Origin of the sequence: Pseudomonas citronellolis, assembly GCF_029335315.1 — a bacterium.
In the GTDB taxonomy this organism is placed as follows: Bacteria; Pseudomonadota; Gammaproteobacteria; order Pseudomonadales; family Pseudomonadaceae; genus Pseudomonas; species Pseudomonas citronellolis_A.
In genome coordinates, this window is the sequence record NZ_JARJLT010000032.1 from 1 (window position 1) to 25,971 (window position 25,971).

The window sequence follows — 25,971 nt, forward strand, 5'->3', positions numbered from 1 at the left end:
ACGCCGTTGAGCGCGGCATTGCCGGACAGCGCGTCGAGGTGGCGCTCGTCGGTCAGGTCGTTGGCGCTGGCGCCGCCCTGGCCGCTGGCGATGCTCAGTTGCACGCCGGGGCGCGCGTGCCCCCAGCCGTGGGGCAGGCTCACCACCCCGGCCATCACTTCGTCGCTGGCCGTCACCTCGATCTCGACGCTGCCCACCCGCGAACGCACACGCACCCGCTGGCCGTCGACCAAGCCGCGGCTGGCCAGGTCCTGCGGGTGCATCAATAGCTGGTGGCGCGGCTTGCCCTTCACCAGGCGGTGGTAGTTGTGCATCCAGGAGTTGTTGCTGCGCACGTGGCGCCGGCCGATCAGCAGCAGCTGCCCCTCCGCCGCCGGCGGCACCTCGGCGAAGCGTTCCAGGTCGGCGAGGAACAGCGCCGGCGCGGCTTCCACCTGGCGGCTGGCGGTCTTCAGGCGCGCCGCCAGGTTCGGCCGCAACGGGCCGAGGTCGAGGCCGTGGGGATGCTCGCGCAAACGCGCCAGGCTGAGCTTGTGTTCGCTGGCGTCACCGTAGGGACCGAAGCGCAGGCCCGCGTCGATCATCTGCTCCGGCGCCAGGGTCGGCTTCAGCTCGACACCGGTGCGCGCCGCGTAGGCGCGGGCGAGGCCGACGAAGATTTCCCAGTCATCCAGGGCGCCGGCCGGCTTGGGCAGCACCGCCTCGTTGAAGCGGGTGACGTTGCGCACCGCGAAGACGTTGAAGGTGGTGTCGTAGTGCTCGTGCTCCAGCGGCGCCGTGGGCGGCAGGATGAGGTCGGCGTAGCGCGTGGTCTCGTTGATGTACAGGTCGATGCTGAGCATGAACTCCAGCCCTTCCAGGGCCTGCTCCAGGCGCCGCCCGTTGGGCGTGGAGAGCACCGGGTTGCCGGCCACGGTGACCAGCGCGCGTACCTGGCCCTCGCCCGCGGTGAGCATTTCCTCGGCCAGCGCCGCCACCGGCAGCTCGCCGCCGTACTCGGGCAGGCCGGAAACGCGGCTCTGCCAGCGGTTGAAGGCGCCGCCGGAAGTGCTCGCCACCAGGTCCACCGCCGGTGTGGTGCAGAGGCTGCCGCCGGCGCGGTCGAGGTTGCCGGTCACCAGGTTGATCAGTTGCACCAGCCATTGGCAGAGGGTGCCGAAGCGCTGGGTGGACACGCCCATGCGCCCGTAGCACACGGCCTGCTCGGCGGCGGCGAACTCGCGCGCCAGCTGGCGGATGTCCTGGGCCGGCACGCCACAGCGGCGCGCCATGCTTTCCACGTCGAACGGCCGCAGCGCCGCGCGCACGTCGTCGAGCCCGGCCAGCGGCAGGTGGCTGGCGCGGCCCAGGCCTTCGCCGAACAATACGTCGAGGATGCCCAGCAGCAGCGCCGCGTCCTCGCCGGGGCGGATGAACAGGTGCTGGTCGGCGATGGCCGCGGTCTCGGTGCGGCGCGGGTCGACCACCACCAGCTTGCCACCGCGCGCCTTCAGCGCCTTCAAGCGTTTCTCCACGTCCGGCACGGTCATGATGCTGCCGTTGGAGGCCAGCGGGTTGCCGCCGAGGATCAGCATGAACCCGGTGTGGTCGATGTCCGGGATGGGGATCAGCAGGCCGTGGCCGAACATCTGCTGGCTGACCAGGTGGTGCGGCAACTGGTCCACCGACGTGGCCGAGTAGCGATTGCGCGTCTTCAGCTGGCCGAGGAAGTAGTTGCTGTGGGTCATCAGCCCGTAGTTGTGCACGCTCGGGTTGCCCTGGTACACGGCCACCGCGTCGTTGCCGTGGCGCTCGCGGATGTCCGCCAGGCGCTCGGCGACCAGCGCGAAGGCCTCGTCCCAGGCGATCGGCAGCCATTGCTCGCCGACCCGGCGCATGGGCTGGCGCAGGCGATCGGGGTCGTTCTGGATATCCTGCAGGGCCACTGCCTTGGGGCAGACATGGCCGCGGCTGAAACTGTCCTGGGCGTCGCCCTTGATGGACAGGATGCGCTCACCCTCGGTTTCGATGGTCAGGCCGCAGATGGCTTCGCACAGGTGGCACGCACGGTGGTGGAGGGTCTTGCTCATGGCTCGCCTCTTGTCGTCTCGCCGGCCTTCGCGGGCCGATCTTGTTCAGGCAAGCACTATGGAACGGGGCGGCGGCGAACGCCACAAGCCTAAGCACAGTGAATCAGGGGATATAGAAGAAGTCGGACCGGCGGGGAACCGGTCCGCCACCTTGCGGGGAGGCACGGCCGACGGATGGGGTGCGTCGACCGTGCACCGGCATCAGCGGATGCCGGTGATGCTGCCCTTGTTGCCGGTCACCTTGACGTCGACCTTCTTGAACAGGAAGTAGTCCTGCACCGAGACCTCGTAGCGCGGCGCGACGATCAGGTCGGCGCCGGAGGCCTTCACGGCCTTGAAGGCCGCCGCGGACTTGGCGCTGGACACCGGGTCGAAGGCGTTCAGCATGGAGCCGCCTTCACTGCCACCGTAGGACACGCCATCGGCGAACTGGCTGTCGCCGCCCAGCTTGAGGATGCCGAACAGGATGTTCACCGAGGACTGCCCGCTGATCGGCTCGCCGACGCGCACGTCGGCCTTCAGGTCGGTCTTGACCGCTCCGTCGAGTGGCGCCACCGGCTGGTTGACGTTGTAGCTGGTGCAACCGGTGGCGCTCACGATTACCGCTGCCAGGGCGGTACTCATCCATAGTTTCTTCATTGAAAGTTTCTCCTTGTGGCTAGGCCACCGTTTCGATGGCGGCGAGAAGCTATCAAGGGAAACCCTTGCACTTATGTAGTCCCGGTCGCCAGAGCGCATAGGAGCTTTCCGTTACACCCCTGAATCTGCGCCGGCGCAGCTTTCACGGGGTTCCGCGTCGAGGCCGGGCACTCCGCCGCAGGTGCCGCCAACCGGCGCTCCGCGGCAAACTTGCGTGGATGCGTAATTTCCTTATAGGATCGCGCCTCCCCCCTAAATTTCCGCTGCATGCGGTCAGGCCGCAGGTTCAGTCCGTTTTTTCTCGAAAAAGCCGGCCAGACCCTCCGGCCACACACTAGAGAACAAGCGGTAGGTACTGAATCATGAACGCTAGGCACTTCCTCTCGATGCTGGATTACACGACCGACGAACTCCTCGGTCTGATCCGCCGAGGCAGCGAGCTGAAGGACCTTCGCGATCGAGGGGTACTCTACGAACCGCTGAAGAACCGCGTGCTGGGCATGATCTTCGAGAAGGCCTCGACGCGGACGCGGATTTCCTTCGAAGCCGGGATGATCCAGCTCGGCGGCCAGGCGATCTTCCTGTCCCCGCGCGACACCCAGCTGGGCCGTGGCGAACCCATCGCCGACGCGGCCAGGGTGATGTCGCGCATGGTCGACGCGGTGATGATCCGCACCTTCGCCCACAGCACCCTCACCGAGTTCGCGGCCAACTCCCGCGTTCCGGTGATCAACGGCCTGTCCGACGACCTGCACCCGTGCCAGCTGCTGGCCGACATGCAGACCTTCCACGAACACCGTGGCAGCATCGCCGGCAAGACCGTGGCCTGGATCGGCGACGGCAACAACATGTGCAACAGCTATATCGAGGCGGCCATCCGCTTCGACTTCCAGCTGCACGTCGCCTGCCCCGAGGGCTACGAGCCCAGCGCCGAGCTGCTGGCCCTGGCCGGCGAGCGCGTGCGCGTGTTCCGTGACCCGCGCGACGCGGTGGCCGGCGCACATCTGGTGAGCACCGACGTGTGGGCCTCCATGGGCCAGGAAGACGAAGCCCAGGCGCGCCTGCGCACCTTCCGCCCGTACCAGGTGAACCGCGCCCTGCTCGACGCCGCCGCCGAAGACGTGCTGTTCATGCACTGCCTGCCGGCGCACCGTGGCGAGGAGATCAGCGAGGACCTGCTGGACGACCCGCGTTCGGTCGCCTGGGACCAGGCGGAGAACCGCCTGCACGCGCAGAAGGCGCTGCTCGAACTGCTGGTCGAACACGCCCACTACGCCTGACTTGCCCTCCCGATCGGCCCGCACGGAGCACAACCCTCCGTGCGGCATGAGGTCCCGGCGGGCGGCGGCGGCGAGTAATTCTCATTCGCCGCGTGTACACTCCCCCGCTTCGTCAGATTCTTCACGGCCCGATCCATGACCCGTCCGCTGTTGCTCGAACTCAGAAACCTTTCCTGTGGCTATGGGCAGCAACGCGTGGTGCAGGACGTCAGCCTGCACCTCAACGCTGGCGACATCGGCTGCCTGCTCGGCCCCTCGGGCTGCGGCAAGACCACCACCCTGCGCGCCATCGCCGGTTTCGAACCGGTGCAGGCCGGCGAGATCCACCTGGCCGGCGAGGCCATCTCGCGCCCCGGCTTCACCCTGGCGCCGGAGAAGCGCCGCATCGGCATGGTGTTCCAGGACTACGCGCTGTTCCCGCACCTGACGGTGGAGGACAACGTCGCCTTCGGCATCCGCAAGCATCCCGAGCGCCAGCGCGTGGTCCGCGAGCTGCTGGAACTGGTGAAGCTCGACAAGCTCGGCCGCCGCTATCCCCATGAACTCTCCGGCGGACAGCAGCAGCGCGTGGCCCTGGCCCGCGCGCTGGCACCGGAGCCGCTGTTGCTGCTGCTCGACGAGCCCTTCTCCAACCTCGACGTGGAACTGCGCCGCAAGCTCAGCCAGGAGGTCCGCGAAATCCTCAAGGCCCGTGGCACCAGCGCCGTGCTGGTGACCCACGACCAGGAAGAGGCCTTCGCCGTCAGCGACCAGGTCGGCGTGTTCAGGCACGGTCACCTGGAGCAGTGGGACACGCCCTTCAACCTCTACCACGAGCCGCAGACACCCTTCGTCGCCAGCTTCATCGGCCAGGGCTACTTCATCCGCGGGCAGATGCTCGACCCGGAAAGCGTGCAGACCGAACTCGGCGTGCTGCGCGGCAACCGCGCCTACGGCCTGCCCCAGGGCAGCGCGGTGGACGTGCTGCTGCGCCCGGACGACCTGGTCTACGCCCCGCAGGGCGAACTGAAGGCGCGCATCGTCGGCAAGTCGTTCCTCGGCGCGGCAACCCTGTACCGCCTGCAACTGCCCACCGGTACCCAGCTGGAATCGATCTTCCCCAGCCACGCCGATCACCAGCCCGGCGAAGAGGTCGGCATCGGCGTGGCGGCGGACCATCTGGTGCTGTTCAAGGCCGAAGGCAGCGTGGCGCTGGGTTCGCACGGTTGATCGACGGCGGATAACGTTGAACGTTATCCGCCCTACGCCAAGCTCGCCCCGGATAGGGGGCGCACGACCGCTCCCCCGCGATGCAACTCAGCCGCGCCGCAAGGCCCCCGGCGTCAGCCCCAGGTAGCGGCGCATCGCCGTGGTCAATGCGCTCTGGCTGGAAAAGCCGCACTCCTCCGCCACCCGCACCAGCGCCAGGTCGCTCTCGCGCAGCAGGCGCGCGGCGGCGTCGAGACGCAGCTTGAGCAGGTATTGGTGCGGCGTCAGGCCGACGCTGTCCTTGAATTGCGCGTGGAAATGGCTGGGGCTCAGGCAGGCCACCTGGGCCAGTTCGGCGACCGTGATGCGCCGCGTCAGGTTGGTTCGGATGTGCTCGTCCAGGCGCTGCAGGTCCAGCGGCCCGCAGGGCGGCGCCGAGTGTTCACCGAACAAACGCAGGTGCAGCGCGCGCAGCAGCACCCCGCCCAGCGCGCGGGCCAGCAGCGGGTCGCTGCCGTAGCGCGCCAGTTCGGCGCCGGCGTAGCTGAGCAGGTGCTGGAAGTCGGCGTCCAGGGTCGGGTAGCGCGGCGCCTCGAACAACCGCGCCAGCAATTCACGGTCCTCGTCCTGTGGGTCGCGCGGGGCCAGGTCAAGGATCAGCATGCGGTTGTCGCCAACCCCGGCGAACGCGTGGTCGGCGTCGCCCGGCACCAGGCAGGCGCGCATCCGGCAGACCTCGCCGCCGCGGCCTTCCACCTCGAATTCCGCGCGCCCGGCCAGGGCCACCACCAACTGGTGGTGCGCGTGGTCGTGAGCGTGGGACTGCTCGGAAAGGCGGGCGAGGCGGGCGTGCAACATCGGCGGCGGTCAGGCGGATTTGGCCGGCACTCTAGCCCAGTTGCCGGCCCCTGCCCAGTGACCGCTCAGCGCGCCTGTCGGCCGGCGTAATCGCGGGCGAACTGCGCGGCGATGCGCCCGGAGCGCGAACCACGATGGGTGGCCCAGCGGATCGCCTCGGCGCGGCTCGCCTCGATGTCCGCCTCGCCCAGGCCGTGGGACTGCAGCCAGCGCGCGACCGCCTCCAGGTACTCGTCCTGGCTGAAGGCGTAGAAGGAAATCCACAGGCCGAAGCGCTCGGACAGCGACACCTTCTCCTCCACCGCCTCGCCCGGGTGCAACTCGCCGTTCTCGCCACGGGAGAAGGCCAGGTTGTCCTCGGCGCGCTCGGCCAGCAGGTGGCGGCGGTTGGAGGTGGCGTAGATCAGCACGTTGCCGGCCTGCCCCGCCACCGAGCCGTCGAGCACCGTCTTCAGGCCCTTGTAGCCGGTTTCGCCATCCTCGAAGGAGAGGTCGTCGCAGAACAGCACGAAGCGTTCCGGGCGCTGGCGCACCAGCTCGATGATCTGCGGCAGGTCGCCCAGGTGTTCCTTGTCCACTTCGATCAGGCGCAGGCCCTCGGCGTGGAAGGCGTGCAGGCAGGCCTTCACCAGCGAGCTCTTGCCGGTGCCGCGGGCGCCGGTGAGCAACACGTTGTTGGCCGGACGGCCCTGGACGAACTGGCGGGTGTTGCGTTCGATCAGCGTCTTCTGCCGCTCGACGTTGCGCAGGTCGTCGAAGGCGATCAGCGCCGGCTCGCGCACCGGCGTCAGCTGCGCCTGGGCCACGCCGGCGTGGGGGCGGTACTCCCAGAGGTAGGCGATCACATCCGCCTGCAGCGCCTGCGCCGGTTCCGGTGGCAGGCTGCGCTGCAGCAGGTCGGCGATGCGGCTGAGTTGTTCGGTGAGAGGTTGCAGGGCGCTGGCGAGATCGGACATGGAAAAAACCACCTACGAGGGATTGGCGAGATGCTAATGAGCGGCCAGACTGGTCGTCTAACGCAAAATGGGCCACAACATGCGAGAAACGGGCATCCCTTTCCTTCATGGTGACGAACACGCGGCCAGCCCGGTGGCCGCCGTGGCCCTGGACTACCCCGACGGCCATCAGGTGGCCAGCCACAGCCACCAGCGCGCGCAGCTGCTCTACGCGGTGCGCGGGGTGCTGGTGGTGGGCAGCGCCGGCGGCATCTGGGTGGTGCCGGACAACCGTGGCCTGTGGATTCCCGCCGGGGTCGAGCACTGGACGCGGATGGTCGGCGACGTGCGCGTGCGCACCCTGTACATCGAGCCGGGCAGCGCCCCGCACCTGCCCGGCGAATGCGCGGTGCTGGCGGTCTCGCCGCTGCTGCGCGAGCTGATCCTGGCCGCCGTCGGCATCGCCGGCGAGGTCCCGGCGGACAGCCGTGACGGCCGCGTGCTGCGCCTGCTGCTGGACGAACTGACCAGCGAACCGGCATTGCCCCTGCACCTGCCGCTGCCCAACGAGCCGCGCCTGCGCCGGCTGAGCCGCGACATGGGCCTGGACGCCGGCCTGGAGGCCTGGGCGGCGCGCGCCGGAGTCGACGCCAAGACCGTGCGCCGCTGGTTCCTGCGCGACACCGGGCTGACCTTCGGCCAGTGGCGCCAGCAGGCCCGCCTGCTGCGCGCCCTGGAACTGCTGGGCAGCGGCGCCAGCGTGCTGGAGGCGGCGCTGGAAGTCGGCTACGCCACCCCCAGCGCCTTCAGCGCCATGTTCAGCCGTCAGTTCGGCCGGCCGCCCAGCGATTTCCTGCGCGGCGCGCGGGAAACCTCCGGCAACAGGCCACGCTCGTCGGGGAATTGAAAGTCGCGCTCGGGTTCCCCATCTAGACTGTCATGTTCAATCAGTCAGGTGCCTCATGAGCGACCACGACGAGATCCACGACATTCACAGCGCCGAGGAGGTCAGCGCGACCGGCCTCGCGCTGCCCGGGCAGAACCTGCCGACCACCGTCTACGTGATTCCGATCCACAACCGCCCGTTCTTCCCCGCGCAGGTGCTGCCGGTGATCGTCAACGAGGAGCCCTGGGCGGAAACCCTGGAGCTGGTGGCCAAGACCGAGCACCACAGCCTGGCGCTGTTCTTCATGGACAACCCGCCGGAAGACCCGCGCCACTTCGACCCGGACAGCCTGCCCGAGCACGGCACCCTGGTGCGCGTGCACCACGCCAGCCGCGAGGGCGGCAAGCTGCAGTTCGTCGCCCAGGGCCTGTCGCGGGTGCGCATCCGCGGCTGGATCAAGCGTCACCGCCCGCCGTTCCTGGTCGAGGTCGACTACCCGCACACGCCCAACGACGCCAGCGACGAGGTCAAGGCCTACGGCATGGCGCTGATCAACGCGATCAAAGAACTGCTGCCGCTCAACCCGCTGTACAGCGAGGAGCTGAAGAACTACCTGAATCGCTTCAATCCCAACGATCCCTCGCCGCTCACCGACTTCGCCGCGGCCCTGACCACCGCGCCCGGCAGGGAGCTGCAGGAAGTGCTGGACACGGTGCCGATCCTCAAGCGCATGGAGAAGGTCCTGCCGCTGCTGCGCAAGGAAGTGGAAGTCGCGCGCCTGCAGAAAGAGCTGTCGGCCGAGGTCAACCGCAAGATCGGCGAGCGCCAGCGCGAGTTCTTCCTCAAGGAGCAGCTCAAGACCATCCAGCAGGAACTGGGCATCACCAAGGACGACAAGAGTGCCGATTCCGACGAATTCCGCGCCCGCCTGGACGGCAAGATCCTGCCCGAGCAGGCGCGCAAGCGCATCGACGAGGAACTGAACAAGCTGTCGATCCTCGAGACCGGCTCGCCCGAGTACGCGGTCACCCGCAACTACCTCGACTGGGCCACCTCGGTGCCCTGGGGCGTGCTGGGCAAGGACAAGCTCGACCTCAAGCACGCGCGCAAGGTGCTCGACCGCCACCACTCGGGCCTCGACGACGTCAAGGACCGCATCCTCGAGTTCCTCGCCGTCGGCGCCTTCAAGGGCGAGATCGCCGGCTCCATCGTGCTGCTGGTGGGCCCGCCCGGGGTTGGCAAGACCAGCATCGGCAAGTCCATCGCCGAGAGCCTCGGCCGGCCGTTCTACCGTTTCAGCGTCGGCGGCATGCGCGACGAGGCGGAGATCAAGGGCCACCGCCGCACCTACATCGGCGCCCTGCCGGGCAAGCTGGTGCAGGCGCTGAAGGACGTCGAGGTGATGAACCCGGTGATCATGCTCGACGAGATCGACAAGCTCGGCGCCAGCTACCAGGGCGACCCCGCCTCGGCGCTGCTGGAGACCCTCGACCCCGAGCAGAACGTGGAATTCCTCGACCACTACCTGGACCTGCGCCTGGACCTGTCCAAGGTGCTGTTCGTCTGCACCGCGAACACCCTGGACTCGATCCCCGGGCCGCTGCTCGACCGCATGGAAGTCATCCGCCTGTCCGGCTACATCGCCGAGGAGAAACTGGCCATCGCCAAGCGCCACCTGTGGCCCAAGCAGCTGGAAAAGGCCGGGGTGCCGAAGAATCGCCTGGCGATCAACGACGCGGCCCTGCGCGCGGTGATCGACGGCTACGCCCGCGAGGCCGGCGTGCGCCAGCTGGAGAAACAGCTCGGCAAGCTGGTGCGCAAGTCGGTAGTGCGGCTGCTGGACGACCCGGAGGCGAACCTGAAGATCGGCGCCAAGGATCTGGAGGATTACCTGGGCATGCCGGTGTTCCGCACCGAGCAGCTGCTCTCGGGCATCGGCGTCATCACCGGGCTGGCCTGGACCAGCATGGGCGGCGCCACCTTGCCCATCGAGGCGACGCGCATCCACACGCTGAACCGCGGCTTCAAGCTCACCGGGCAACTGGGTGACGTGATGAAGGAATCGGCGGAGATCGCCTACAGCTACATCACCGCCAACCTGAAGAAATACGGCGGCGACGCCAACTTCTTCGACCAGGCCTTCGTCCACCTGCACGTGCCCGAGGGCGCCACGCCCAAGGACGGCCCCAGCGCCGGCGTGACCATGGCCAGCGCGCTGCTGTCCTTGGCGCGCAACCAGGCGCCGAAGAAAGGCGTGGCGATGACCGGCGAGCTGACCCTCACCGGCCAGGTGCTGCCCATCGGCGGGGTGCGCGAGAAGGTCATCGCGGCGCGCCGGCAGAAGATCCACGAACTGATCCTGCCGGAGGCCAACCGCGGCGACTTCGCCGAACTGCCGGACTACCTCAAGGAAGGCCTGACGGTGCACTTCGCCCGGCGCTACGGCGACGTGGCCAAGGTGCTGTTCCCGGCCTGACGCTGGGTTCGCGAGCAAGCTCGCTCCTACGAAGAGCCGATCCTTCCCGTAGGAGCGAGCTTGCTCGCGAACCGCGCCCGCCCACCTCCACGAACCTTTGCGCTATCCTCGCGACTGTCCGGACCAGCCCGAGGAGTCGTCATGCCGTCGTTCCGCCCCCTGCTCGCCCTGCCCCTGCTGTTGCTCGCCGCCTGCGCCAGCCAACCGAAACCCGTGGTCAGCCTGGACGACGACAAGGACTGCAAGCCGCTGGAACTGCATACGGGCCAGGAACTGGTGCTGACGCTGCCGAGCAACCCCACCACCGGCTTCCGCTGGGAAGTGCGCGACCCCGCCAGCGGCGTGCTGGCCAGCCTCGGCCCGGAGGTCTACAGCAACCCCGAGGACAACGGCCTGGTCGGCAGCGCCGGCGAATCCACCTGGCGCTTCCGGGTCACCGGCGCCGGCGAGGGCCGCCTGCAACTCGCCTACCACCGGCCCTGGGAAGCCGAGGTCGCCCCCGAGCGCACCTTCGACTGCGCGCTCAAGGTGCGCTGAGCCCGGCACCAAATACCACTCGAACTGACGCCCCCGGCCTGGGGCGTCGGCCAGCGCTGCGGCACAGTCGTCGAACCTTCGCCCTCAAGGATCGACAGATGCGCTGGCTGCTGCCCCTCGCCGTCATCGGCGGCCTCACCTACCTGCTCGGCGTCGCCCTGGAACTGCCCTGGCTGCGCATGCTCTGCAAACCGCTGCCGATCCTCGCGCTGCTGGCCTGGGTCAGCGCGGCGCCAGGAGGCGCCTACCGCCGCTGGATCATCCTCGGCCTGGGCCTCTCGCTGCTCGGCGACGTGCTGCTGGAATGGCCCATCGGCGCCTTCGTTCCCGGCCTCTGCGCGTTCCTCCTCGGCCACCTGGCCTACCTCGCCGCCTACCTCGGCGAAACGCGGCGTGGTGTGCCGCTGGGCCTGGCCTTCGCCGCGGCGCTCGGCGGCGGCCTGTTCATCCTGCTCGACAGCCACGGCCTCGGCCCGCTGCGCCTGCCCATCGGCCTCTACAGCCTGGTGATCAGCGCCATGCTCTGGCGTGCCCTGGCGCGCCTCCCCGGCGGCGCCAGCGCAAGGCTGGCGGCGGCCGGCGCGCTGCTCTTCGTGATCTCCGACAGCCTGATCGGCATCAGCCGCTTCGTCTCGCCGTTCGCAGGCTCCGGCTACGCCATCATGCTCAGCTACTGGCTCGGCCAGTTCGGCATCGCCGCCTCGGTTAGTGCCCGTCGGGAGCCTCTGCCATACTCGCAGACGAACCCCGCGACCTGAGGACGACATGCTCCGCACCGCCCTTTCCGCCCTGTGCTGCGCTGCCGCCCTGGGCGCCACCGCCGAGCCGTTGCGCCTGGCCGGTGACGACTGGTGCCCCTACCTCTGCCCGCAATCCCCGGAGAAGCCCGGCTTCCTCCTCGACGGCCTGAACCAGGCCCTGCCCGAGCGCCCGCAGTTCCAGGCCCTGCCCTGGTCGCGCGCGCTGCAGATGGCCCGCGACGGCCTGGTCGACGGCGTGATCGGCGCCTACCCGGAGGAGACCGAAGGCCTGCTGATCGGCCGCGAGCCCATCGCCTGGGCCGACATGCGCTTCTACACCCGCAGCGGCAGCCAGTGGCAGTACCGCGGCCCGGCCTCGCTCGACGGCCTCGCCGTGGGCCTGGTGCAGGGCTACTCCTATGGCGCGCAGCTGGACGCCTGGCGCGACCGCCACCTCGACGACCACGACAGCATCCAGGTGCTGAGCGGCGAGCGCGTGCTCGAACGCAACCTGCAGAAACTGCTGCTCGGACGCATCGACGTGTTCCTCGAAGACAGCCGCATGGTCGACCACTACCTGCGGCGGCACCGCCTCGTGGCACAGGTCCGCAGCGCCGGCCGCCTGCCCAGCCAGCGGCCGATGTACGTCGCCCTCAGCCCGCATCTGAAGGATGCCGACGCGCGCCTGGCGAAACTCGACCAGGGCCTGCGCCGGCTGCGCGAACGCGACGCCTGGAAGCCGTTGATGCGTGAGTATCTGGTGTCCGTCGACTGACACATTCGACCTGTAGAAAAGTCCGGCAGATGGCTGCGCCATCGTCTATAGATCAAATACCAGGGAGTTCGAATGGAGAGGTTTCATGCGTGCTGAAGTCCGTTTGCTGGTGATGCTTGGAACCTGCCTGATCCTGTCTGCGTGCACGGGCATGCTGCCCAGCGAGCGCGCCGAGGTGCAGTCGCCCTTCATCGACTATCAGGATGCGCAGCATCGCTTCGAACAGGTGGTGCCCGGCAAGACCACGCGTTCGCAATTGCTCAGCCTCGGCTTCGACCCGCTGACCCAGGGCAACGCCAAGATGCTCTCGTTCATCGACGTGCGCCTGCTCTTCGTGCAGCCGAACATCCCCATCGACTACCTGCCGGACGGCCTGGTGACCTGCCTGCAGGCCAAGGATCGCTGCATCGGCTACTCGTTCGACTTCAACAAGACCGACAGCCAGCGCGTGGGCAGTTTCTGGGCCGACATGTTCAACTTCCGCAAGCGCCGGCAGGTCCAGGGCTGGTCGTTCCGCCCGGTGTTCGTGCTGATCGACGACGTGGTGGTGCACAAGGTCAGCAACGGCGAGCCGAACATCCGCCGCATGGAAGACAAGAAGAACCCGCTGGGCCCGCTGCAGGGCGCCGGCGAATACTTCTCCGACCAGCTCAAGTGAGGCGCCGGGCTTGTCGCCCGGAGGTTGGGGCGTCGCGCCCCGCTCGGCTACAATGCGCACCCCGGCGTCGCCATGGCGCCGGCCATCCGCAATAGCCGTACCGAGGCCCCCGCGTGAGCGAGTCTGACCGCATCTTCGCCCAACCCCAGGCACAAGTCGCCGACTTCACCTTCAACGAGGACGTCGCGCGCGTCTTCCCGGACATGATCAAGCGCTCGGTGCCGGGCTACCCGACCATCGTCGAGAACATCGGCGTGCTGGGCGCGCGCTTCGCCCGGCCGCACAGCCTGATCTACGACCTGGGCTGCTCGCTGGGCGCGGTCACCCAGGCGCTGCGCCGCCACGTGAAGAGCGACGGTTGCCGGGTGATAGGCGTGGACAACTCCGCGGCGATGCTCGAACGCTGCCGCGAATACCTCAGCGCGCAGGACGCCATGTACCAGGAGCTGTTGCCGGCCGAGCTGCTGGAAGCGGACATCCTGCAGCTGGACTTCCAGCCCTGCTCGCTGGTGGCGCTGAACTTCACCCTGCAGTTCATCGCGCCGGAGCAGCGCCTGGAGCTGCTCGAACGCATCCGCGCCAGCCTGCTGCCCGGCGGCGCGCTGATCCTCTCGGAGAAGCTGCGCTTCAGCGACGCGGCCGAGCAGGAACTGCTCAACGAGCTGCACCTGGACTTCAAGCGCGCCAACGGCTACAGCGAACTGGAAATCGCCCAGAAGCGCACCGCCATCGAGAACGTGATGCGCCCCGACACCCTCGAACAGCACCGCGAGCGCCTGGCCCAGGCCGGCTTCTCCAAGGTGGTGCTGTGGTTCCAGTGCCTGAACTTCTGCTCCCTGGTCGCCCTGCCATGATCGAACGCTTCGCCCTCGACAGCCTGCGCCGGGAACTGGCCGGCACGCCCCTGCAAGCCTGGAGCGAGAGCCTCGCCGGGCAACTCGCCGGCAAGGTGGAGGATGGCCATGGCGACCTCGAGCGCTGGCTGACCGCCGTCGACCAGTTGCCCGCACTGCGCGCCGAAACCGCCGAACTGGCGCAACGCTTCGCCCTCGAAGGCGCCTGCGACGACGCCACCCGTGGCGCGCTCCGCGGCGCCCTGCAAGGCCTGATTCCCTGGCGCAAGGGGCCCTTCGATGTGTTCGGCGTGCACATCGATACCGAGTGGCGTTCGGACTGGAAATGGGAGCGCGTCTCGCCGCACCTGGACCTGGTCGACAAACGCATCCTCGACGTCGGCTGCGGCAATGGCTACTACCAGTGGCGCATGCTCGGCGCCGGCGCGCGCAGCGTAGTCGGCGTCGACCCGAACTGGCTGTTCTTCTGCCAGTTCCTGGCGATGAAGCGCTACCTGCCCGAGCTGCCGGCCTGGCACCTGCCGCTCACCCTGGAAGAGTTGCCGGAACGGCTGGAAGGCTTCGACACGGTGTTCTCCATGGGCGTGCTCTACCACCGCCGCTCGCCCATCGACCACCTCTACGCGCTCAAGGACTGCCTGCGCCGCGGCGGCGAACTGGTGCTGGAAACCCTGGTGGTGGAAGGCGACGTGAACACCGTGCTGGTGCCGGAAGACCGCTACGCGCAGATGCGCAACGTCTGGTTCCTGCCCTCGGTGCCGGCCCTGGAGCTGTGGCTGCGCCGCGCCGGGTTCGGCGACGTGCGTTGCGTCGACCAGAGCGTCACCACGGTGGAGGAACAGCGCTCCACCCAATGGATGCGCTACCAGTCGCTGCCGGAGTTCCTCGACCCGCACGACCAGAGCCGCACCATCGAAGGCCTGCCGGCGCCGCTGCGCGCGACCCTGGTGGCACGCAAGACCTAGCGAGCGTGGGCGCATAACGCCCCAAGCGTTATCCGCCGTCGGCTCCCGCGCCACGGCCATCGGCGGATAACCGCGAACGGTTATCCGCCCTGCGCCGTACTCGGGCTCAGCGGTTGGCCGCCGCCACGATCAGCGCCTTCATCTCCGCCACCGCCTGCTTGAAGCCGACGAACAGCGCATGGGCGACCAGCGCGTGGCCGATGTTCAACTCGTTGATCCCGGCGATCGCCGCCACCGCTTCGACGTTGTGGTAGTGCAGGCCATGGCCGGCGTTGACGATCAGCCCGTGGGACAGGCCGGCCTCCACGCCGTCACGGATGCGCGCCAGCTCCAGGGTGGTTTCCGCCACGCTGTGGGCGTCGGCGTAACGGCCGGTGTGCAGTTCGATGGCCGGCGCACCGACGCGGGCGGAAGCCTCGATCTGCCGGGGGTCGGCGTCGATGAACAGCGACACCTCGCAGCCGGCCGCGGCCAGGCGCTGCACCGCGGCGTGGATGCGCGCTTCCTGGCCGGCCACGTCCAGGCCGCCCTCGGTGGTCAGCTCCTGGCGGGTTTCCGGAACCAGGCAGACGTGGGCCGGGCGGATCAGCTCGGCGAACGCCAGCATCTCCTCGGTCACGCCCATCTCGAAGTTCATGCGCGTCTGCAGCACCTCGGCGAGCACGCGCACATCGCGATCCTGGATGTGCCGGCGGTCTTCGCGCAGGTGCACGGTGATGCCGTCGGCGCCGGCTTCCTCGGCGTCCAGCGCGGCCTTGACCGGGTCCGGGTAGCGGGTGCCGCGAGCCTGGCGCAGGGTGGCGACGTGGTCGATGTTGACGCCCAGGAGGATGCGGTTGGCTTCAGTCACGGGGAGGTTCCTTGCGATTCATGAAGAGTTCGCGGCTGACCAGCGGTCGGCCGCCGAGGTGCGGCGCCAGGGCCTGGCGCATCAGGCGCTTGGCCGCCGCCAGGGCGCCGGGGGCGCTCCAGTCGGCTTCGCTCATGGCCAGCAGGTCGGCGCCATGGAACAGGCCCGGCTGGAACCCGCCCACCGGCTCCAGGCCGGCGTCGGGCAGCAGGCGGTAGAGGCCGCCGGGAACGATGTCCTGGCCGACGATATCGCGATCGAGGGCGAAACCATAGCCCAGCTCGTCCAGCAGGCGCCATTCGAAGGCGCGCAGCAAGGGCTCCAGCGGGCGCCCGGCGGCCAGCGCCGGAAGGGTCGCGCGGTAGTGCTCGAACAGCTCGGGATGGGCGGCTTCGGCCGGCAGCAGGCGGATCAGCAACTCGTTCAGGTAGAGGCCGCTGAACAGCGCCTCGCCGGCCAGCAGGTTGGGAATCCCGGCGGCTTCCAGGCGGCTGACGTTCTTCAGCTCGCCGCGCCCGCGGTACTCCGCCTCCAGCGGCACGAAGGGCCGCGCCAGCGCCCCGGACTTGCCGCGCGCGCCGCGCAGCACCGCGCGCAGGCGGCCTTCGGGGGTGAAGAAGTCCACCAGCGCGCTGGTTTCCTTGTACGGCCGGCTGTGCAGGATGAAGGACGGCAGGGGAACGCTGACGAGGCTCATGCGCGAATGCGGCCGGCAGGCGGCCCGCCAGGGCGGGCCACAGGGGTGGGGATCAGAGGTCGCCGTAGCCCAGCGAACGCAGGGCGCGCTCGTCGTCGGACCAGCCACCCTTCACCTTGACCCAGAGGTTGAGCATGACCTTGGAGTCGAACAGCACTTCCATGTCCTTGCGCGCGTTCTGGCCGATGCTTTTGATGCGCTCGCCCTTGTCGCCGATGATGATCTTCTTCTGCCCGTCGCGCTCCACCAGGATCAGCGCGTGGATGTGCAGCACGGCGCCCTCCTGCTTGAACTCCTCGATCTCCACGGTGATCTGGTAGGGCAGTTCGGCGCCGAGCTGGCGCATGATCTTCTCGCGCACCAGTTCGGCGGCGAGGAAGCGGCTGCTGCGGTCGGTGATCTGGTCTTCCGGGAAGAAGTGCTCGCTTTCCGGCAGGCGCTCGGCCACCAGTTGCTCCAGCACTTCGAGGTTCTGCCCCTGCTGGGCGGAGATCGGCACGACCTCGGCCTTCGGCAGCTTCTCGGCCAGCCATTGCAGATGCGGCAGCAGCTCGGCCTTGTCGTCCAGGCGGTCGACCTTGTTCACCGCGATCAGCACCGGGCAACTGACGTGCTCGACGCGATCCAGGACCATCTGGTCCTCGTCGGTCCAGCGCAGGCGGTCGACGACGAAGATCACCACGTCCACATCCTTCAGCGCGGCGCTGGCGGAGCGGTTCATGTAGCGGTTCAGCGCCTTGTCGTTGTCCTTGTGCAGGCCGGGGGTGTCGACGTACACCGCCTGCACCGCGCCCTCGGTCTTGATCCCGAGCAGGGTGTGGCGGGTGGTCTGCGGCTTGCGCGAGGTGATGGCCAGCTTCTGCCCGAGGATGTGGTTGAGCAGGGTCGACTTGCCCACGTTGGGGCGGCCGACGATGGCGACGTAGCCGCAGCGGCTGAGGTCGTCGTGTTGTTCAGTCATGGCCATTCTCCACGCCCAGGGCCACCAGCGCGGCGGCCGCGGCCACCTGCTCGGCGATGCGGCGACTGCCGCCGTGACCGTGGGTCTTGTCATTCAGCAGGGCCACTTCGCACTCGACGAAGAAGGTCCGGCAATGCGGTTCACCCTGGATGTCCACCACGTCGTAACGCGGCAGGTCGCAGCCGCGCGACTGCAGGAACTCCTGCAGGCGGGTCTTGGGGTCCTTGTTGGTATCCACCGGGGTCAGCTCGCGCAGTTGCGGGCCAAGCCAGGCGAGGATGCGCTCGCGCGCCGAATCCATGCCGGTGTCCAGGTAGATGGCGCCGATCAGCGCTTCCATGGCGTCGGCGAGGATCGACTCGCGACGGAAACCACCGCTCTTCAGCTCACCCGAGCCCAGGCGCAGGTAGTCGCCCAGCTCGAAGCCACGCGCCAGCAGGGCCAGGGTCTCGCCCTTGACCAGCCGCGCGCGCAGGCGCGACAGCTGCCCCTCGCGGGCCTGCGGGAAGTGGCTGAACAGCGCTTCGCCGATGACGAAGTTGAGGATGGCGTCACCGAGGAACTCCAGGCGCTCGTTGTTGCGCCCGGCGAAGCTGCGATGGGTCAGGGCCAGGACCATCAGGTCCTGGTCCTTGAAGGTATAGCCGAGCTTGCGCTCGAGTCGATCCAGGGTATTGCTCACGGCATTCTTACACGGAATTCTTTGTCGAAATGGACCACCAGGTCGAGGTTCTCGATCAGCGGCTCGCGTTTTTCATACTTCAGGTGCGCGCGGAACTCGTTGTTGTCCTGCTCCACACTCAGCGCGTCCTGCAGGTTCAGGTCGCGGATGTTGTTGATGGTCAGCGCCTTGTCCACGTAAGCGTAGAACTCCGGAACGCTGCGCACATCGGCCGCTTTATCGGTCTCCACGGCCGTGATGGCCTTTTCGATGGAGTAATAGTCCAGATAGTGCGGAATGATCTTGAACGCGGTACTGGCGAGGAAGGCCACCAAGGCCAGCACCACCAGCCATCCCAGCAACGACATCCCCTTCTGCGAACCTGCGTAGTTCATGCTGACCTCATGTCGGTATCGTTCTTATTTCCCGCCGCCGGCGGTTCCAAGTGCAAGCGGGGCGAACCCGCTCCCCGCGCGCCGCCCCGCCCTTCGTTCCAGCACCGACCCCAGGGCCGGTGCTCGACGCATCTCACAATCAGTGAATCACGCCGACCCGCGAGAAGTTCGGCAGGTTGCGCATCTTCGGATCCGGCCAGCTCATCCACACGGCGAAGGCCTTGCCGACGATATTACGGTCCGGAACCATGCCCAGCAGATCCTTCGGGATCTTCGGGTCGTTCCAGTAGCGGCTGTCGTTGGAGTTGTCGCGGTTGTCGCCCATCATGAAGTAGTGCTCGGCGGGAACCGTCCACTCCTTGCCCGGCTCGACGCGGTAGCGGGTCATTTCCTTGCGGATCAGGTGCTCGACCTCGCCCAGCTTCTCCTTGTACAGGGTCACGCTGCCCAGGCTGCCCGGTTCTTCGCCGAGCAGTTGCTCGGAAACCAGCTGGTCATTGACGTACAGGCGCTTGTCGCTGGTGTAGCGGATGCGGTCGCCCGGCACGCCGACCACGCGCTTGATGTAGTTGATGTTCGGGTCGCTGGGGTAGCGGAACACCATGACATCGCCGCGCTGCGGGTCGCCGACCGGGATCACCTTGGCGTCCAGCACCGGCAGGCGGATGCCGTAGGCGAACTTGTTGACCAGGATGAAGTCACCGACTTCCAGGGTCGGCTTCATCGACCCGGACGGGATCTGGAACGGCTCGACCAGGAACGACCGCAGCACCAGCACGATGAACAGCACCGGGAAGAAGGACTTGCCGTACTCGATCAGCACGGGTTCCTTGTTCAGCTTGTCGAGCACTTCCGGGTCGGGCTCGCCGACCGAGCCCTGGTAGGCGGAAATGGCGGCCCGGCGGCGCGGCGCGAAAAGCACCAGGTCGACCAGGGCCAGGGCGCCGCACACAGCGACGGCGATCACCAGCAACAGCGGGAAATTCAGCGTCATAGAATCTAACTGTCCACCTTGAGCACGGCGAGGAAGGCTTCCTGGGGAATCTCCACACTACCGACCTGCTTCATCCGTTTCTTACCGGCCTTCTGCTTCTCGAGCAGCTTGCGTTTACGGCTCACGTCACCACCGTAGCACTTGGCCAGCACGTTCTTCCTGAGCGCCTTGACCGTCGAACGGGCGATGATCTGCCCACCGATGGCCGCCTGAATCGCGACGTCGAACATCTGCCGCGGGATCAGTTCCTTCATCTTCTCCACCAGCTGACGGCCCTTGTAGGGCGCGTTGTCGCGGTGGACGATCAGCGCGAGGGCGTCAACCTTCTCGCCGTTGATCAGCACGTCGAGGCGGACCAGGTTGGCCGGCTCGAAGCGGTCGAAGCTATAGTCCAGCGACGCGTAGCCACGGCTGGTCGACTTCAGGCGATCGAAGAAGTCCAGCACCACTTCGTTCATCGGCATGTCGTAGATCACCTGGACCTGGCCGCTGAGGAAGTGCATGTCGCGCTGCACACCGCGTTTCTCGATGCACAGGGTAATGACGTTGCCCAGGTGCTCCTGAGGCACAAGGATGGTGGCGCGGCAGATCGGTTCGCGCATCTCGTCGATGGACGAAAGGTCGGGCAGCTTGGACGGGTTGTCGACATACAGGATGTCGCCGTTCTTCTGCACGATCTCGAAGATCACCGTCGGCGCCGTGGTGATCAGGTCCAGGTCGTATTCGCGCTCCAGGCGCTCCTGGATGATCTCCATGTGCAGCATGCCGAGGAAGCCGATGCGGAAGCCGAAGCCCAGGGCCTCGGAGCTTTCCGGCTCGTACTGCAGCGCGGCGTCGTTCAGGGTCAGCTTCTGCAGGGCTTCGCGGAAGTCCTCGAAGTCGTCCGAGCTGACCGGGAACAGGCCGGCGTAGACCTGCGGCTTGATGCGCTTGAAGCCGGGCAGCACTTCCACGTCAGGGGTGTTGCTGAGGGTCAGGGTGTCACCCACGGGCGCGCCGAGAATGTCCTTGATGCCGGCGATGATGAAGCCCACTTCGCCGGCCTTGAGGTCGGGCATCTCGGTGTGCTTCGGGGTGAAGACGCCGACGCTGTCCACCTGGTGGACCTTGCCGGTGGACTTCACCAGGATCTTGTCGCCCTTCTTAACCCGGCCGTGCTTGACCCGCACCAGCGAGACCACGCCCAGGTAGTTGTCGAACCAGGAGTCGATGATCAGCGCCTGCAGCGGCGCCTCGATCTCGCCCTCGGGCGCCGGGATGGTCGCGACCAGGCGCTCGAGCACCTCGTCCACGCCCATGCCGCTCTTCGCCGAGCAGGCCACGGCGTCGGCGGCGTCGATGCCGATGATGCTCTCGATCTCGTCCTTGACCTTGTCCGGGTCGGCCTGCGGCAGGTCCATCTTGTTCAGCACCGGCATGACTTCCAGGCCCTGCTCGATGGCGGTGTAGCAGTTCGCCACCGACTGCGCCTCGACACCCTGGCCGGCGTCCACCACCAGCAGCGCGCCTTCGCAGGCGGCCAGCGAGCGGCTGACTTCGTAGGTGAAGTCGACGTGGCCGGGGGTATCGATGAAGTTCAGCTGGTAGGTCTTACCGTCCTGCGCCTTGTAGTGCAGGGTGACGCTATGGGCCTTGATGGTGATGCCACGCTCGCGCTCCAGGTCCATGGAATCGAGGACCTGCGCTTCCATCTCGCGGTCGGAAAGACCACCGCACATCTGGATGAAGCGGTCGGCCAGGGTCGACTTGCCATGGTCGATGTGGGCGATGATGGAGAAATTGCGGATATGACTCAGGTCACTCACGGCTTGACACACTCGGAAGGCTGAAGGCGGCGATCCGCCGAAAAATAGCCGGGGAGTTTACCTGAATTCGCCGCCACGCGTCACCCTGAGGCGCAGCCGGCCGACGCCCAGCGGCCACCATCCAGTACGTTGGTACTAGCCGCCCGCCTCCAATGTAGGATTTTCCCTCCCCGCCCGCCGCCCTAGTGTCCTCGATAGCGCCGCACGCCCCGCGAGACCGCCTGCCTCCATCCCCGCGATCGCGCACCCGCCCCGGGTGCGGCGAAGCGATTCGGCCGCGCCATTCCACGACACCAACAAGAACCAGGAAGCCCGCCATGCCCAGACGCCATCCCTTCAGAACGGGCGCCCTCGCCCTGCTCGTGGCCCACGTCGGCGGCCTGCCACTGGCCGCCGGCGCCGCGGACACCGAGCAGCCCCTGGCGCTGGGCCGGAGCGACGTCATCGGCACCCTGCCCCTGCCCTCCCTGGGCGTTTCCCGCGACCAGATCGCCGCGCCGGTGCAGACTTTCAGCGGCGACGACCTGGAAAAGACCCAGGCGCTCGGCGTCGCCGACTACCTCAACCGACGGGTCGCCGGGGTCTACGTCAACGAAATCCAGAACAACCCGCTGCAGCCAGACATCAACTACCGCGGCTTCACCGCCTCGCCGCTGCTCGGCACGCCGCAGGGGCTGTCGCTGTACCTCGATGGCGTGCGCATGAACCAGCCGTTCGGCGACGTCACCAGCTGGGACCTGATCCCCGACAACGCCATCGCCAGCGCCCAGCTGATGCCCGGCAGCAACCCGCTGTTCGGCCTCAACACCCTGGGCGGCGCGCTGTCCCTGCAGACCAAGAACGGCCGCGACAACCCCGGTGGCGCGCTCCAGGCCACCCTGGGCTCCTACGGGCGCAGGATCGGCGAGGTCGAGTACGGCGGCAGCCAGGACCAATGGGACTGGTTCTTCGCCGCCACCCGCTTCGCCGAGGACGGCTGGCGCGAGCATTCCGATTCCGACGCCGGCAACCTGTTCGGCAAGCTCGGCTGGACCGGCGAGGCCACCGACCTGAAGCTGACCTACAGCTTCGCCGACAGCGACCTCAACGGTAACGGCATGGTCCCCGAGAGCTTCCTGCGCCGCGACCGCGACAGCGTCTACACCTACCCGGACAACACGCAGAACACCGCCAACTTCCTCAACCTGCAGTGGAATCACGACTACAGCGACGACATCAGCGCGTCGGGCAACCTCTACTACCGCCACATCGACACCGACACCTTCAACGGTGACATCAACGACGAGGCGCTGCCCGAGGGCATCGGCGAGGCGGGCCAGAACATCCTGCCGACGGCCGGCAGCTACAGCACCGCCGCCAACCTGCAGGCCTGCACCGCCCAGTTGCATCCGGGCGGCGAGCCCGGCGAAAAGTGCACCGGGATGATCAACCGGACCCGCACCACGCAAAGCAACATCGGCCTGTTCCAGCAGATATCGGTGCGCAACCGGCTGCTGGGCCGCGACAACACCTACGCCCTCGGCGGCGGCTTCGACTACAGCCAGGTGCGCTTCCGCCAATCGGCCGAGTACGGCGCCCTCACCGCCGACCGCGGCATCGTCGGCACCGGGGTGTACGCCGAAGCCGGCAACGCCTTCAACCTCGACGGCGATCTGGACGACCGAGCCGCGCGCCTGAAGGGCAATACCCGCACCTGGAGCCTCTATGGCAGCGACACCCTGAACCTGGGCACGGGCCTCGACCTGACGCTATCCGGGCGCTACAACGACATTTCGGTGAGAAACCACGACCAACAGACCCACTACGAGCTCGACGGCGACGCCCCCGGCGACAGCGTCGACGAAAACGCCTCGCTCAGCGGCAAGCACAATTTCAACCGCTTCAACCCGGCCGTCGGCCTGACCTTCAGCCCTACCCCCGGACTGACCGCCTATGTCGGCTACAGCGAAGGCAGCCGCGCCCCGACCACCATCGAACTGGGCTGCGCCAATCCCGAGTCGCCCTGCCGCCTGCCCAACTCCATGGCCGGCGACCCACCATTGGAACAGGTGGTCACCAGGACCTGGGAAGCCGGCCTGCGCGGTCGGATCGGCGACAACGCACAGTGGAACGCCGGGCTGTTCAGCTCGCGCAACAGCGACGACATCATGTTCGTCTCGTCCAGCACCAGCGGCAGCGGTTACTTCGCCAACGTCGGCGAAACCCGGCGGCGCGGCGTCGAAACCGGCATCGCCGCAAACTGGGCGGACTGGACGCTGGCGGCCAACTACACCTTCATCGACGCCACCTACCGATCGAGCGAGACCTTCCTCGGCGAAGCCAACAGCAGCGCGGACGACGGCACCATTGGCGTGAAACCCGGCGACCGCATCCCGCTGATCCCGCGCAACATCCTCAAGCTGTCGGCCGATTACGCGGTGAACGAGCGCCTGAGCCTGGGGGCCGACGCCATCAGCGTCTCCAGCTCCTACGTGCGCGGCAACGAGAACAACGAGCACCAGAGTGGCGGCCTCTACCAGGGCGGCGGCGAGATCGGCGGTTACACCGTGTTCAACCTCAACAGCGCCTACCAGATCAACCACGACTGGCGCGTGTTCGCCCAGGTGAACAACCTATTCGACCGCGAGTACGCCACCGCCGGCATGCTCGGTGCCAATCCGCTCGACGCCAGCGGCGTGCTGCGCACCGACGGCGCCGCCGCCAACGGCACGGTCAACGGTCGGCGCAGCAATTCCGTGGGCGAAACCTTCGTCGCGCCGGGCGCGCCACGCACCGCGTGGATCGGGGTACGCTGGGCCTTCCGCTGAAGCCAGCCCCGTAGGGCGCATAACGCCTACGGCGTTATCCGCCGCCTCCCCCGGCACAAAGGTTCAGGACGGCGGCGGATAACCGCGAACGGTTATGCGCCCTACGTTGAGGGCACATCTGCCTTGTGACTTAACACACGGGCATGAAAAAGGGCGGTTCACACCGCCCTTTTTCGCCCCTCAGTCGCCGGTCATTCGCCCAGCTTGAAGGTGATGAAGCTGGCGCGCCCCTGGCGCAGTACGCGCATGGACACCGACTTGTCCTTCGGCAGGCCCTTGGCGATATCGGCGAAGCTCTTCGCGGACTCCACCTGGCGGTTGTTCAGGTGGGTGATGACGTCGCCCGGACGCAGGCCGATCATGGCCGCCGGACCGTCCTGTACGTCCTTGATCACCACGCCGCCCTTGATATCCAGCGACTTGCGCTGCTCGGCGGTGAGGTCGGCGACGGTCACGCCCATGCGGTTGCTGCTGCGCTCGGCGCCCTGGCCTTCGATGGCGGCGACTTCCTCGTCCTCATCGGGCAGGTTGCCAATGGTCATGTCCAGGGTCTTGCGCGAACCGTCACGGAAGACTTCCAGCGACGCCTTGTCGCCCGGCTTCATGCCGCCGACCAGGTGCGGCAGGTCGGCCGACTCGTTGATGGTCTGGCCGTTGAGGCTGAGGATCACGTCGCCAACCTGCAGGCCACCCTTCGCCGCCGGGCCGTCCTGCACCAGCTGGGCCACCAGGGCGCCGGCCGGCTTGTCGAGACCGAGGGATTCGGCGAGGTCCTTGCTGACTTCCTGAATCACCACGCCCAGCCAGCCACGGCTGACCTTGCCGCCTTTCTTCAGCTGGTCGGCCACGTTCATCGCCACGTCGATCGGGATGGCGAAGGACAGGCCCATGAAGCCACCGGAGCGGGTGAAGATCTGCGAGTTGATGCCGACCACCTCGCCCTGCAGGTTCAGCAGCGGACCGCCGGAGTTGCCCGGGTTGATGGCCACGTCGGTCTGGATGAAAGGCACATAGTTCTCGTTCGGCAGGCTGCGCCCCTTGGCGCTGACGATACCGGCGGTCACCGAGTGGTCGAAGCCGAACGGCGAGCCGATGGCCAGCACCCACTCGCCCACCTTGAGCTTGTCGGAGTCGCCCAGCTTCAGGGTCGGCAGGCCCTTGGCGTCGATTTTCAGCAGGGCCACGTCGCTGCGCGCGTCGGCGCCGATCAGCTTGGCCTTGTGCTCGCTGCGGTCGGACAGGCGCACGACGATCTCGTCGGCGTCGGCGACCACGTGGTTGTTGGTCATCACATAGCCATCATCGGAAATGATGAACCCCGAACCCAGCGACTGCGCCTCGCGCTGGCCGCCCTTCGGCGTGCGCTGGCCGCCCTGGCCACGCGGCATGCTGCGCTCGATGAAGTCACGGAACATCGGCGGCAGGCCCTCCAGGTCGGGCATCTGCCCGCTGGCGACCTGGTCCGGCACCTTTTGCGTGGTGCTGATGTTGACCACGGCCGGCGAGGCCTTTTCCACCAGCGTGGTGAAATCCGGCAATTCGGCGCGAGCGGCCACCGACAGGCTCAAGGCCAGCAGGGCGACCATCGCGGCCATACTGCGTTTCAGGGTTTGCATGGACTACTGCTCCCGTATTCAAAGGGAAGTTGACTTAGGCGGGACCCACGGCCCCAGTGACCAGCGCGCGCAACACAACCGGCTGCGACGCCGGATCATCCGAATGGCGCCGGGCATGGCGCCGTACCAGTAGCCAGGTCGCCAGGAAACCGACGAGACCGGCCAGGATCGACCACGGCTCGTCGAGACCGGCGCCGCGAGCGAGCAGCGCCGCGGCGAACAGGCCGAGCAAGGGAAATAGATAGAACATCAGGGCGCTCTTCAACAAGAGTTCTTCGCCCACGCCGACGACCACGCTGTCGCCGACGCCGAGTTGCAGATCGCA

The 25,971-nt window shown here is 67.6% G+C and carries 24 protein-coding genes; 11 read left to right on the plus strand and 13 right to left on the minus strand.

Annotation, left to right across the window (positions count from 1 at the left end):
- Positions 1-2,069: molybdopterin oxidoreductase family protein (locus P3W75_RS02455; protein ID WP_276225784.1), on the minus strand; the 2,069-nt coding region annotated here is incomplete at its 3' end.
- Positions 2,070-2,270: 201 nt separating this feature from the next.
- On the minus strand, positions 2,271-2,708 hold the full coding sequence (locus tag P3W75_RS02460) for a hypothetical protein (RefSeq protein WP_276225785.1): 438 nt from the start codon (positions 2,706-2,708) through the stop codon (positions 2,271-2,273).
- A gap of 362 nt (positions 2,709-3,070) precedes the next feature.
- On the opposite strand from P3W75_RS02460, the gene argF reads away from it, so the two are divergent.
- Together argF and P3W75_RS02470 are read left to right on the plus strand one after the other, a co-directional pair.
- Entirely contained in the window at positions 3,071-3,988 is a 918-nt protein-coding gene (argF, locus tag P3W75_RS02465; protein ID WP_276225786.1) for an ornithine carbamoyltransferase, read from the plus strand.
- 135 nt (positions 3,989-4,123) lie between these two features.
- The gene (locus tag P3W75_RS02470; RefSeq protein ID WP_276225787.1) at positions 4,124-5,197 is read left to right on the plus strand and encodes an ABC transporter ATP-binding protein; all 1,074 of its coding nucleotides are present in this window, start codon (positions 4,124-4,126) and stop codon (positions 5,195-5,197) included.
- An 87-nt stretch (positions 5,198-5,284) separates the two neighbouring features.
- Here P3W75_RS02470 and P3W75_RS02475 read toward each other — a convergent pair whose 3' ends face one another.
- Both P3W75_RS02475 and P3W75_RS02480 read right to left on the minus strand, forming a co-directional pair.
- Positions 5,285-6,034, minus strand: coding sequence for an AraC family transcriptional regulator (locus P3W75_RS02475; protein ID WP_276225788.1), 750 nt, complete (start codon positions 6,032-6,034; stop codon positions 5,285-5,287).
- A 65-nt stretch (positions 6,035-6,099) separates the two neighbouring features.
- Positions 6,100-6,990: an ATP-binding protein gene (locus tag P3W75_RS02480; protein WP_276225789.1), complete on the minus strand. Its 891-nt coding sequence runs from the start codon at positions 6,988-6,990 to the stop codon at positions 6,100-6,102.
- Positions 6,991-7,069: 79 nt separating this feature from the next.
- Here P3W75_RS02480 and P3W75_RS02485 point away from each other — a divergent pair, with 79 nt between their 5' ends.
- From P3W75_RS02485 to cmoB, 8 genes are all read left to right on the plus strand, one after another.
- Positions 7,070-7,876, plus strand: coding sequence for an AraC family transcriptional regulator (locus P3W75_RS02485; RefSeq protein WP_276225790.1), 807 nt, complete (start codon positions 7,070-7,072; stop codon positions 7,874-7,876).
- A gap of 55 nt (positions 7,877-7,931) precedes the next feature.
- Positions 7,932-10,331, plus strand: coding sequence for an endopeptidase La (gene lon, locus P3W75_RS02490; protein ID WP_276225791.1), 2,400 nt, complete (start codon positions 7,932-7,934; stop codon positions 10,329-10,331).
- Between the two features lie 141 nt (positions 10,332-10,472).
- Positions 10,473-10,868, plus strand: a complete 396-nt coding sequence (locus P3W75_RS02495; protein WP_276225792.1) for a protease inhibitor I42 family protein — start codon at positions 10,473-10,475, stop codon at positions 10,866-10,868.
- A 98-nt stretch (positions 10,869-10,966) separates the two neighbouring features.
- Entirely contained in the window at positions 10,967-11,626 is a 660-nt protein-coding gene (locus P3W75_RS02500) for a lysoplasmalogenase (RefSeq protein WP_276225793.1), read from the plus strand.
- 7 nt (positions 11,627-11,633) lie between these two features.
- A complete protein-coding gene (locus tag P3W75_RS02505; protein WP_276225794.1) occupies positions 11,634-12,383 on the plus strand; it encodes a substrate-binding periplasmic protein in 750 nt (249 codons plus the stop codon).
- 85 nt (positions 12,384-12,468) lie between these two features.
- Positions 12,469-13,041 (plus strand): hypothetical protein, encoded by a 573-nt coding sequence (locus P3W75_RS02510; RefSeq protein ID WP_276225795.1) that lies wholly within the window; start codon positions 12,469-12,471, stop codon positions 13,039-13,041.
- Positions 13,042-13,154: 113 nt separating this feature from the next.
- A complete protein-coding gene (gene cmoA, locus P3W75_RS02515) occupies positions 13,155-13,895 on the plus strand; it encodes a carboxy-S-adenosyl-L-methionine synthase CmoA (protein WP_276225796.1) in 741 nt (246 codons plus the stop codon).
- Positions 13,892-14,860, plus strand: coding sequence for a tRNA 5-methoxyuridine(34)/uridine 5-oxyacetic acid(34) synthase CmoB (cmoB, locus tag P3W75_RS02520; protein ID WP_276225797.1), 969 nt, complete (start codon positions 13,892-13,894; stop codon positions 14,858-14,860). Before cmoA ends, cmoB begins: the two co-directional genes overlap by 4 nt.
- 106 nt (positions 14,861-14,966) lie before the next feature.
- On the opposite strand, the gene pdxJ is transcribed toward cmoB, so the two are convergent.
- The 7 genes from pdxJ to lepA all read right to left on the minus strand — a co-directional run bounded on the left by pdxJ (position 14,967) and on the right by lepA (position 21,223).
- Positions 14,967-15,710 (minus strand): pyridoxine 5'-phosphate synthase, encoded by a 744-nt coding sequence (gene pdxJ / locus P3W75_RS02525; RefSeq protein WP_276225798.1) that lies wholly within the window; start codon positions 15,708-15,710, stop codon positions 14,967-14,969.
- On the minus strand, positions 15,703-16,407 hold the full coding sequence (gene recO / locus P3W75_RS02530) for a DNA repair protein RecO (RefSeq protein ID WP_276225799.1): 705 nt from the start codon (positions 16,405-16,407) through the stop codon (positions 15,703-15,705). Before recO ends, pdxJ begins: the two co-directional genes overlap by 8 nt.
- Positions 16,408-16,459: 52 nt before the next feature.
- The gene (gene era, locus P3W75_RS02535) at positions 16,460-17,368 is read right to left on the minus strand and encodes a GTPase Era (RefSeq protein ID WP_276225800.1); all 909 of its coding nucleotides are present in this window, start codon (positions 17,366-17,368) and stop codon (positions 16,460-16,462) included.
- Complete coding sequence (gene rnc, locus P3W75_RS02540; protein WP_276225801.1) at positions 17,361-18,050, minus strand: ribonuclease III; 690 nt, start codon at positions 18,048-18,050, stop codon at positions 17,361-17,363. Before rnc ends, era begins: the two co-directional genes overlap by 8 nt.
- Positions 18,047-18,424 carry a DUF4845 domain-containing protein gene (locus P3W75_RS02545; RefSeq protein ID WP_276225802.1) on the minus strand — a complete coding sequence of 126 codons (378 nt, stop codon included), beginning with the start codon at positions 18,422-18,424 and terminating at the stop codon, positions 18,047-18,049. The genes rnc and P3W75_RS02545 overlap by 4 nt, the downstream gene beginning before the upstream one ends.
- Positions 18,425-18,563: 139 nt before the next feature.
- A complete protein-coding gene (gene lepB / locus P3W75_RS02550; protein WP_276225803.1) occupies positions 18,564-19,418 on the minus strand; it encodes a signal peptidase I in 855 nt (284 codons plus the stop codon).
- Positions 19,419-19,423: 5 nt separating this feature from the next.
- Positions 19,424-21,223: a translation elongation factor 4 gene (gene lepA / locus P3W75_RS02555; RefSeq protein ID WP_276225804.1), complete on the minus strand. Its 1,800-nt coding sequence runs from the start codon at positions 21,221-21,223 to the stop codon at positions 19,424-19,426.
- A 317-nt stretch (positions 21,224-21,540) separates the two neighbouring features.
- On the opposite strand from lepA, the gene P3W75_RS02560 reads away from it, so the two are divergent.
- Positions 21,541-24,030 carry a TonB-dependent receptor gene (locus tag P3W75_RS02560; protein ID WP_276225805.1) on the plus strand — a complete coding sequence of 830 codons (2,490 nt, stop codon included), beginning with the start codon at positions 21,541-21,543 and terminating at the stop codon, positions 24,028-24,030.
- Positions 24,031-24,221: 191 nt separating this feature from the next.
- On the opposite strand, the gene P3W75_RS02565 is transcribed toward P3W75_RS02560, so the two are convergent.
- The gene (locus P3W75_RS02565; RefSeq protein WP_276225806.1) at positions 24,222-25,646 is read right to left on the minus strand and encodes a DegQ family serine endoprotease; all 1,425 of its coding nucleotides are present in this window, start codon (positions 25,644-25,646) and stop codon (positions 24,222-24,224) included.
- A 34-nt stretch (positions 25,647-25,680) separates the two neighbouring features.
- A partial coding sequence (locus tag P3W75_RS02570) for a SoxR reducing system RseC family protein (RefSeq protein ID WP_276225807.1) occupies positions 25,681-25,971 on the minus strand: 291 nt, incomplete at its 5' end.

Excerpts from the sequence above, each read along its gene's own strand:
- argF (WP_276225786.1), top strand. The coding sequence starts at position 3,071 with ATGAACGCTAGGCACTTCCTCTCGATGCTGGATTACACGACCGACGAA.
- P3W75_RS02565 (WP_276225806.1), bottom strand. The coding sequence starts at position 25,646 with ATGCAAACCCTGAAACGCAGTATGGCCGCGATGGTCGCCCTGCTGGCC.
- lepB (WP_276225803.1), bottom strand. The coding sequence starts at position 19,418 with ATGACGCTGAATTTCCCGCTGTTGCTGGTGATCGCCGTCGCTGTGTGC.
- P3W75_RS02485 (WP_276225790.1), top strand. The coding sequence starts at position 7,070 with ATGCGAGAAACGGGCATCCCTTTCCTTCATGGTGACGAACACGCGGCC.
- P3W75_RS02545 (WP_276225802.1), bottom strand. The coding sequence starts at position 18,424 with ATGAACTACGCAGGTTCGCAGAAGGGGATGTCGTTGCTGGGATGGCTG.
- lon (WP_276225791.1), top strand. The coding sequence starts at position 7,932 with ATGAGCGACCACGACGAGATCCACGACATTCACAGCGCCGAGGAGGTC.
- era (WP_276225800.1), bottom strand. The coding sequence starts at position 17,368 with ATGACTGAACAACACGACGACCTCAGCCGCTGCGGCTACGTCGCCATC.
- cmoB (WP_276225797.1), top strand. The coding sequence starts at position 13,892 with ATGATCGAACGCTTCGCCCTCGACAGCCTGCGCCGGGAACTGGCCGGC.
- P3W75_RS02460 (WP_276225785.1), bottom strand. The coding sequence starts at position 2,708 with ATGAAGAAACTATGGATGAGTACCGCCCTGGCAGCGGTAATCGTGAGC.
- P3W75_RS02495 (WP_276225792.1), top strand. The coding sequence starts at position 10,473 with ATGCCGTCGTTCCGCCCCCTGCTCGCCCTGCCCCTGCTGTTGCTCGCC.
- P3W75_RS02475 (WP_276225788.1), bottom strand. The coding sequence starts at position 6,034 with ATGTTGCACGCCCGCCTCGCCCGCCTTTCCGAGCAGTCCCACGCTCAC.
- P3W75_RS02480 (WP_276225789.1), bottom strand. The coding sequence starts at position 6,990 with ATGTCCGATCTCGCCAGCGCCCTGCAACCTCTCACCGAACAACTCAGC.
- P3W75_RS02500 (WP_276225793.1), top strand. The coding sequence starts at position 10,967 with ATGCGCTGGCTGCTGCCCCTCGCCGTCATCGGCGGCCTCACCTACCTG.
- P3W75_RS02505 (WP_276225794.1), top strand. The coding sequence starts at position 11,634 with ATGCTCCGCACCGCCCTTTCCGCCCTGTGCTGCGCTGCCGCCCTGGGC.
- recO (WP_276225799.1), bottom strand. The coding sequence starts at position 16,407 with ATGAGCCTCGTCAGCGTTCCCCTGCCGTCCTTCATCCTGCACAGCCGG.
- P3W75_RS02470 (WP_276225787.1), top strand. The coding sequence starts at position 4,124 with ATGACCCGTCCGCTGTTGCTCGAACTCAGAAACCTTTCCTGTGGCTAT.
- P3W75_RS02510 (WP_276225795.1), top strand. The coding sequence starts at position 12,469 with ATGCGTGCTGAAGTCCGTTTGCTGGTGATGCTTGGAACCTGCCTGATC.
- P3W75_RS02560 (WP_276225805.1), top strand. The coding sequence starts at position 21,541 with ATGCCCAGACGCCATCCCTTCAGAACGGGCGCCCTCGCCCTGCTCGTG.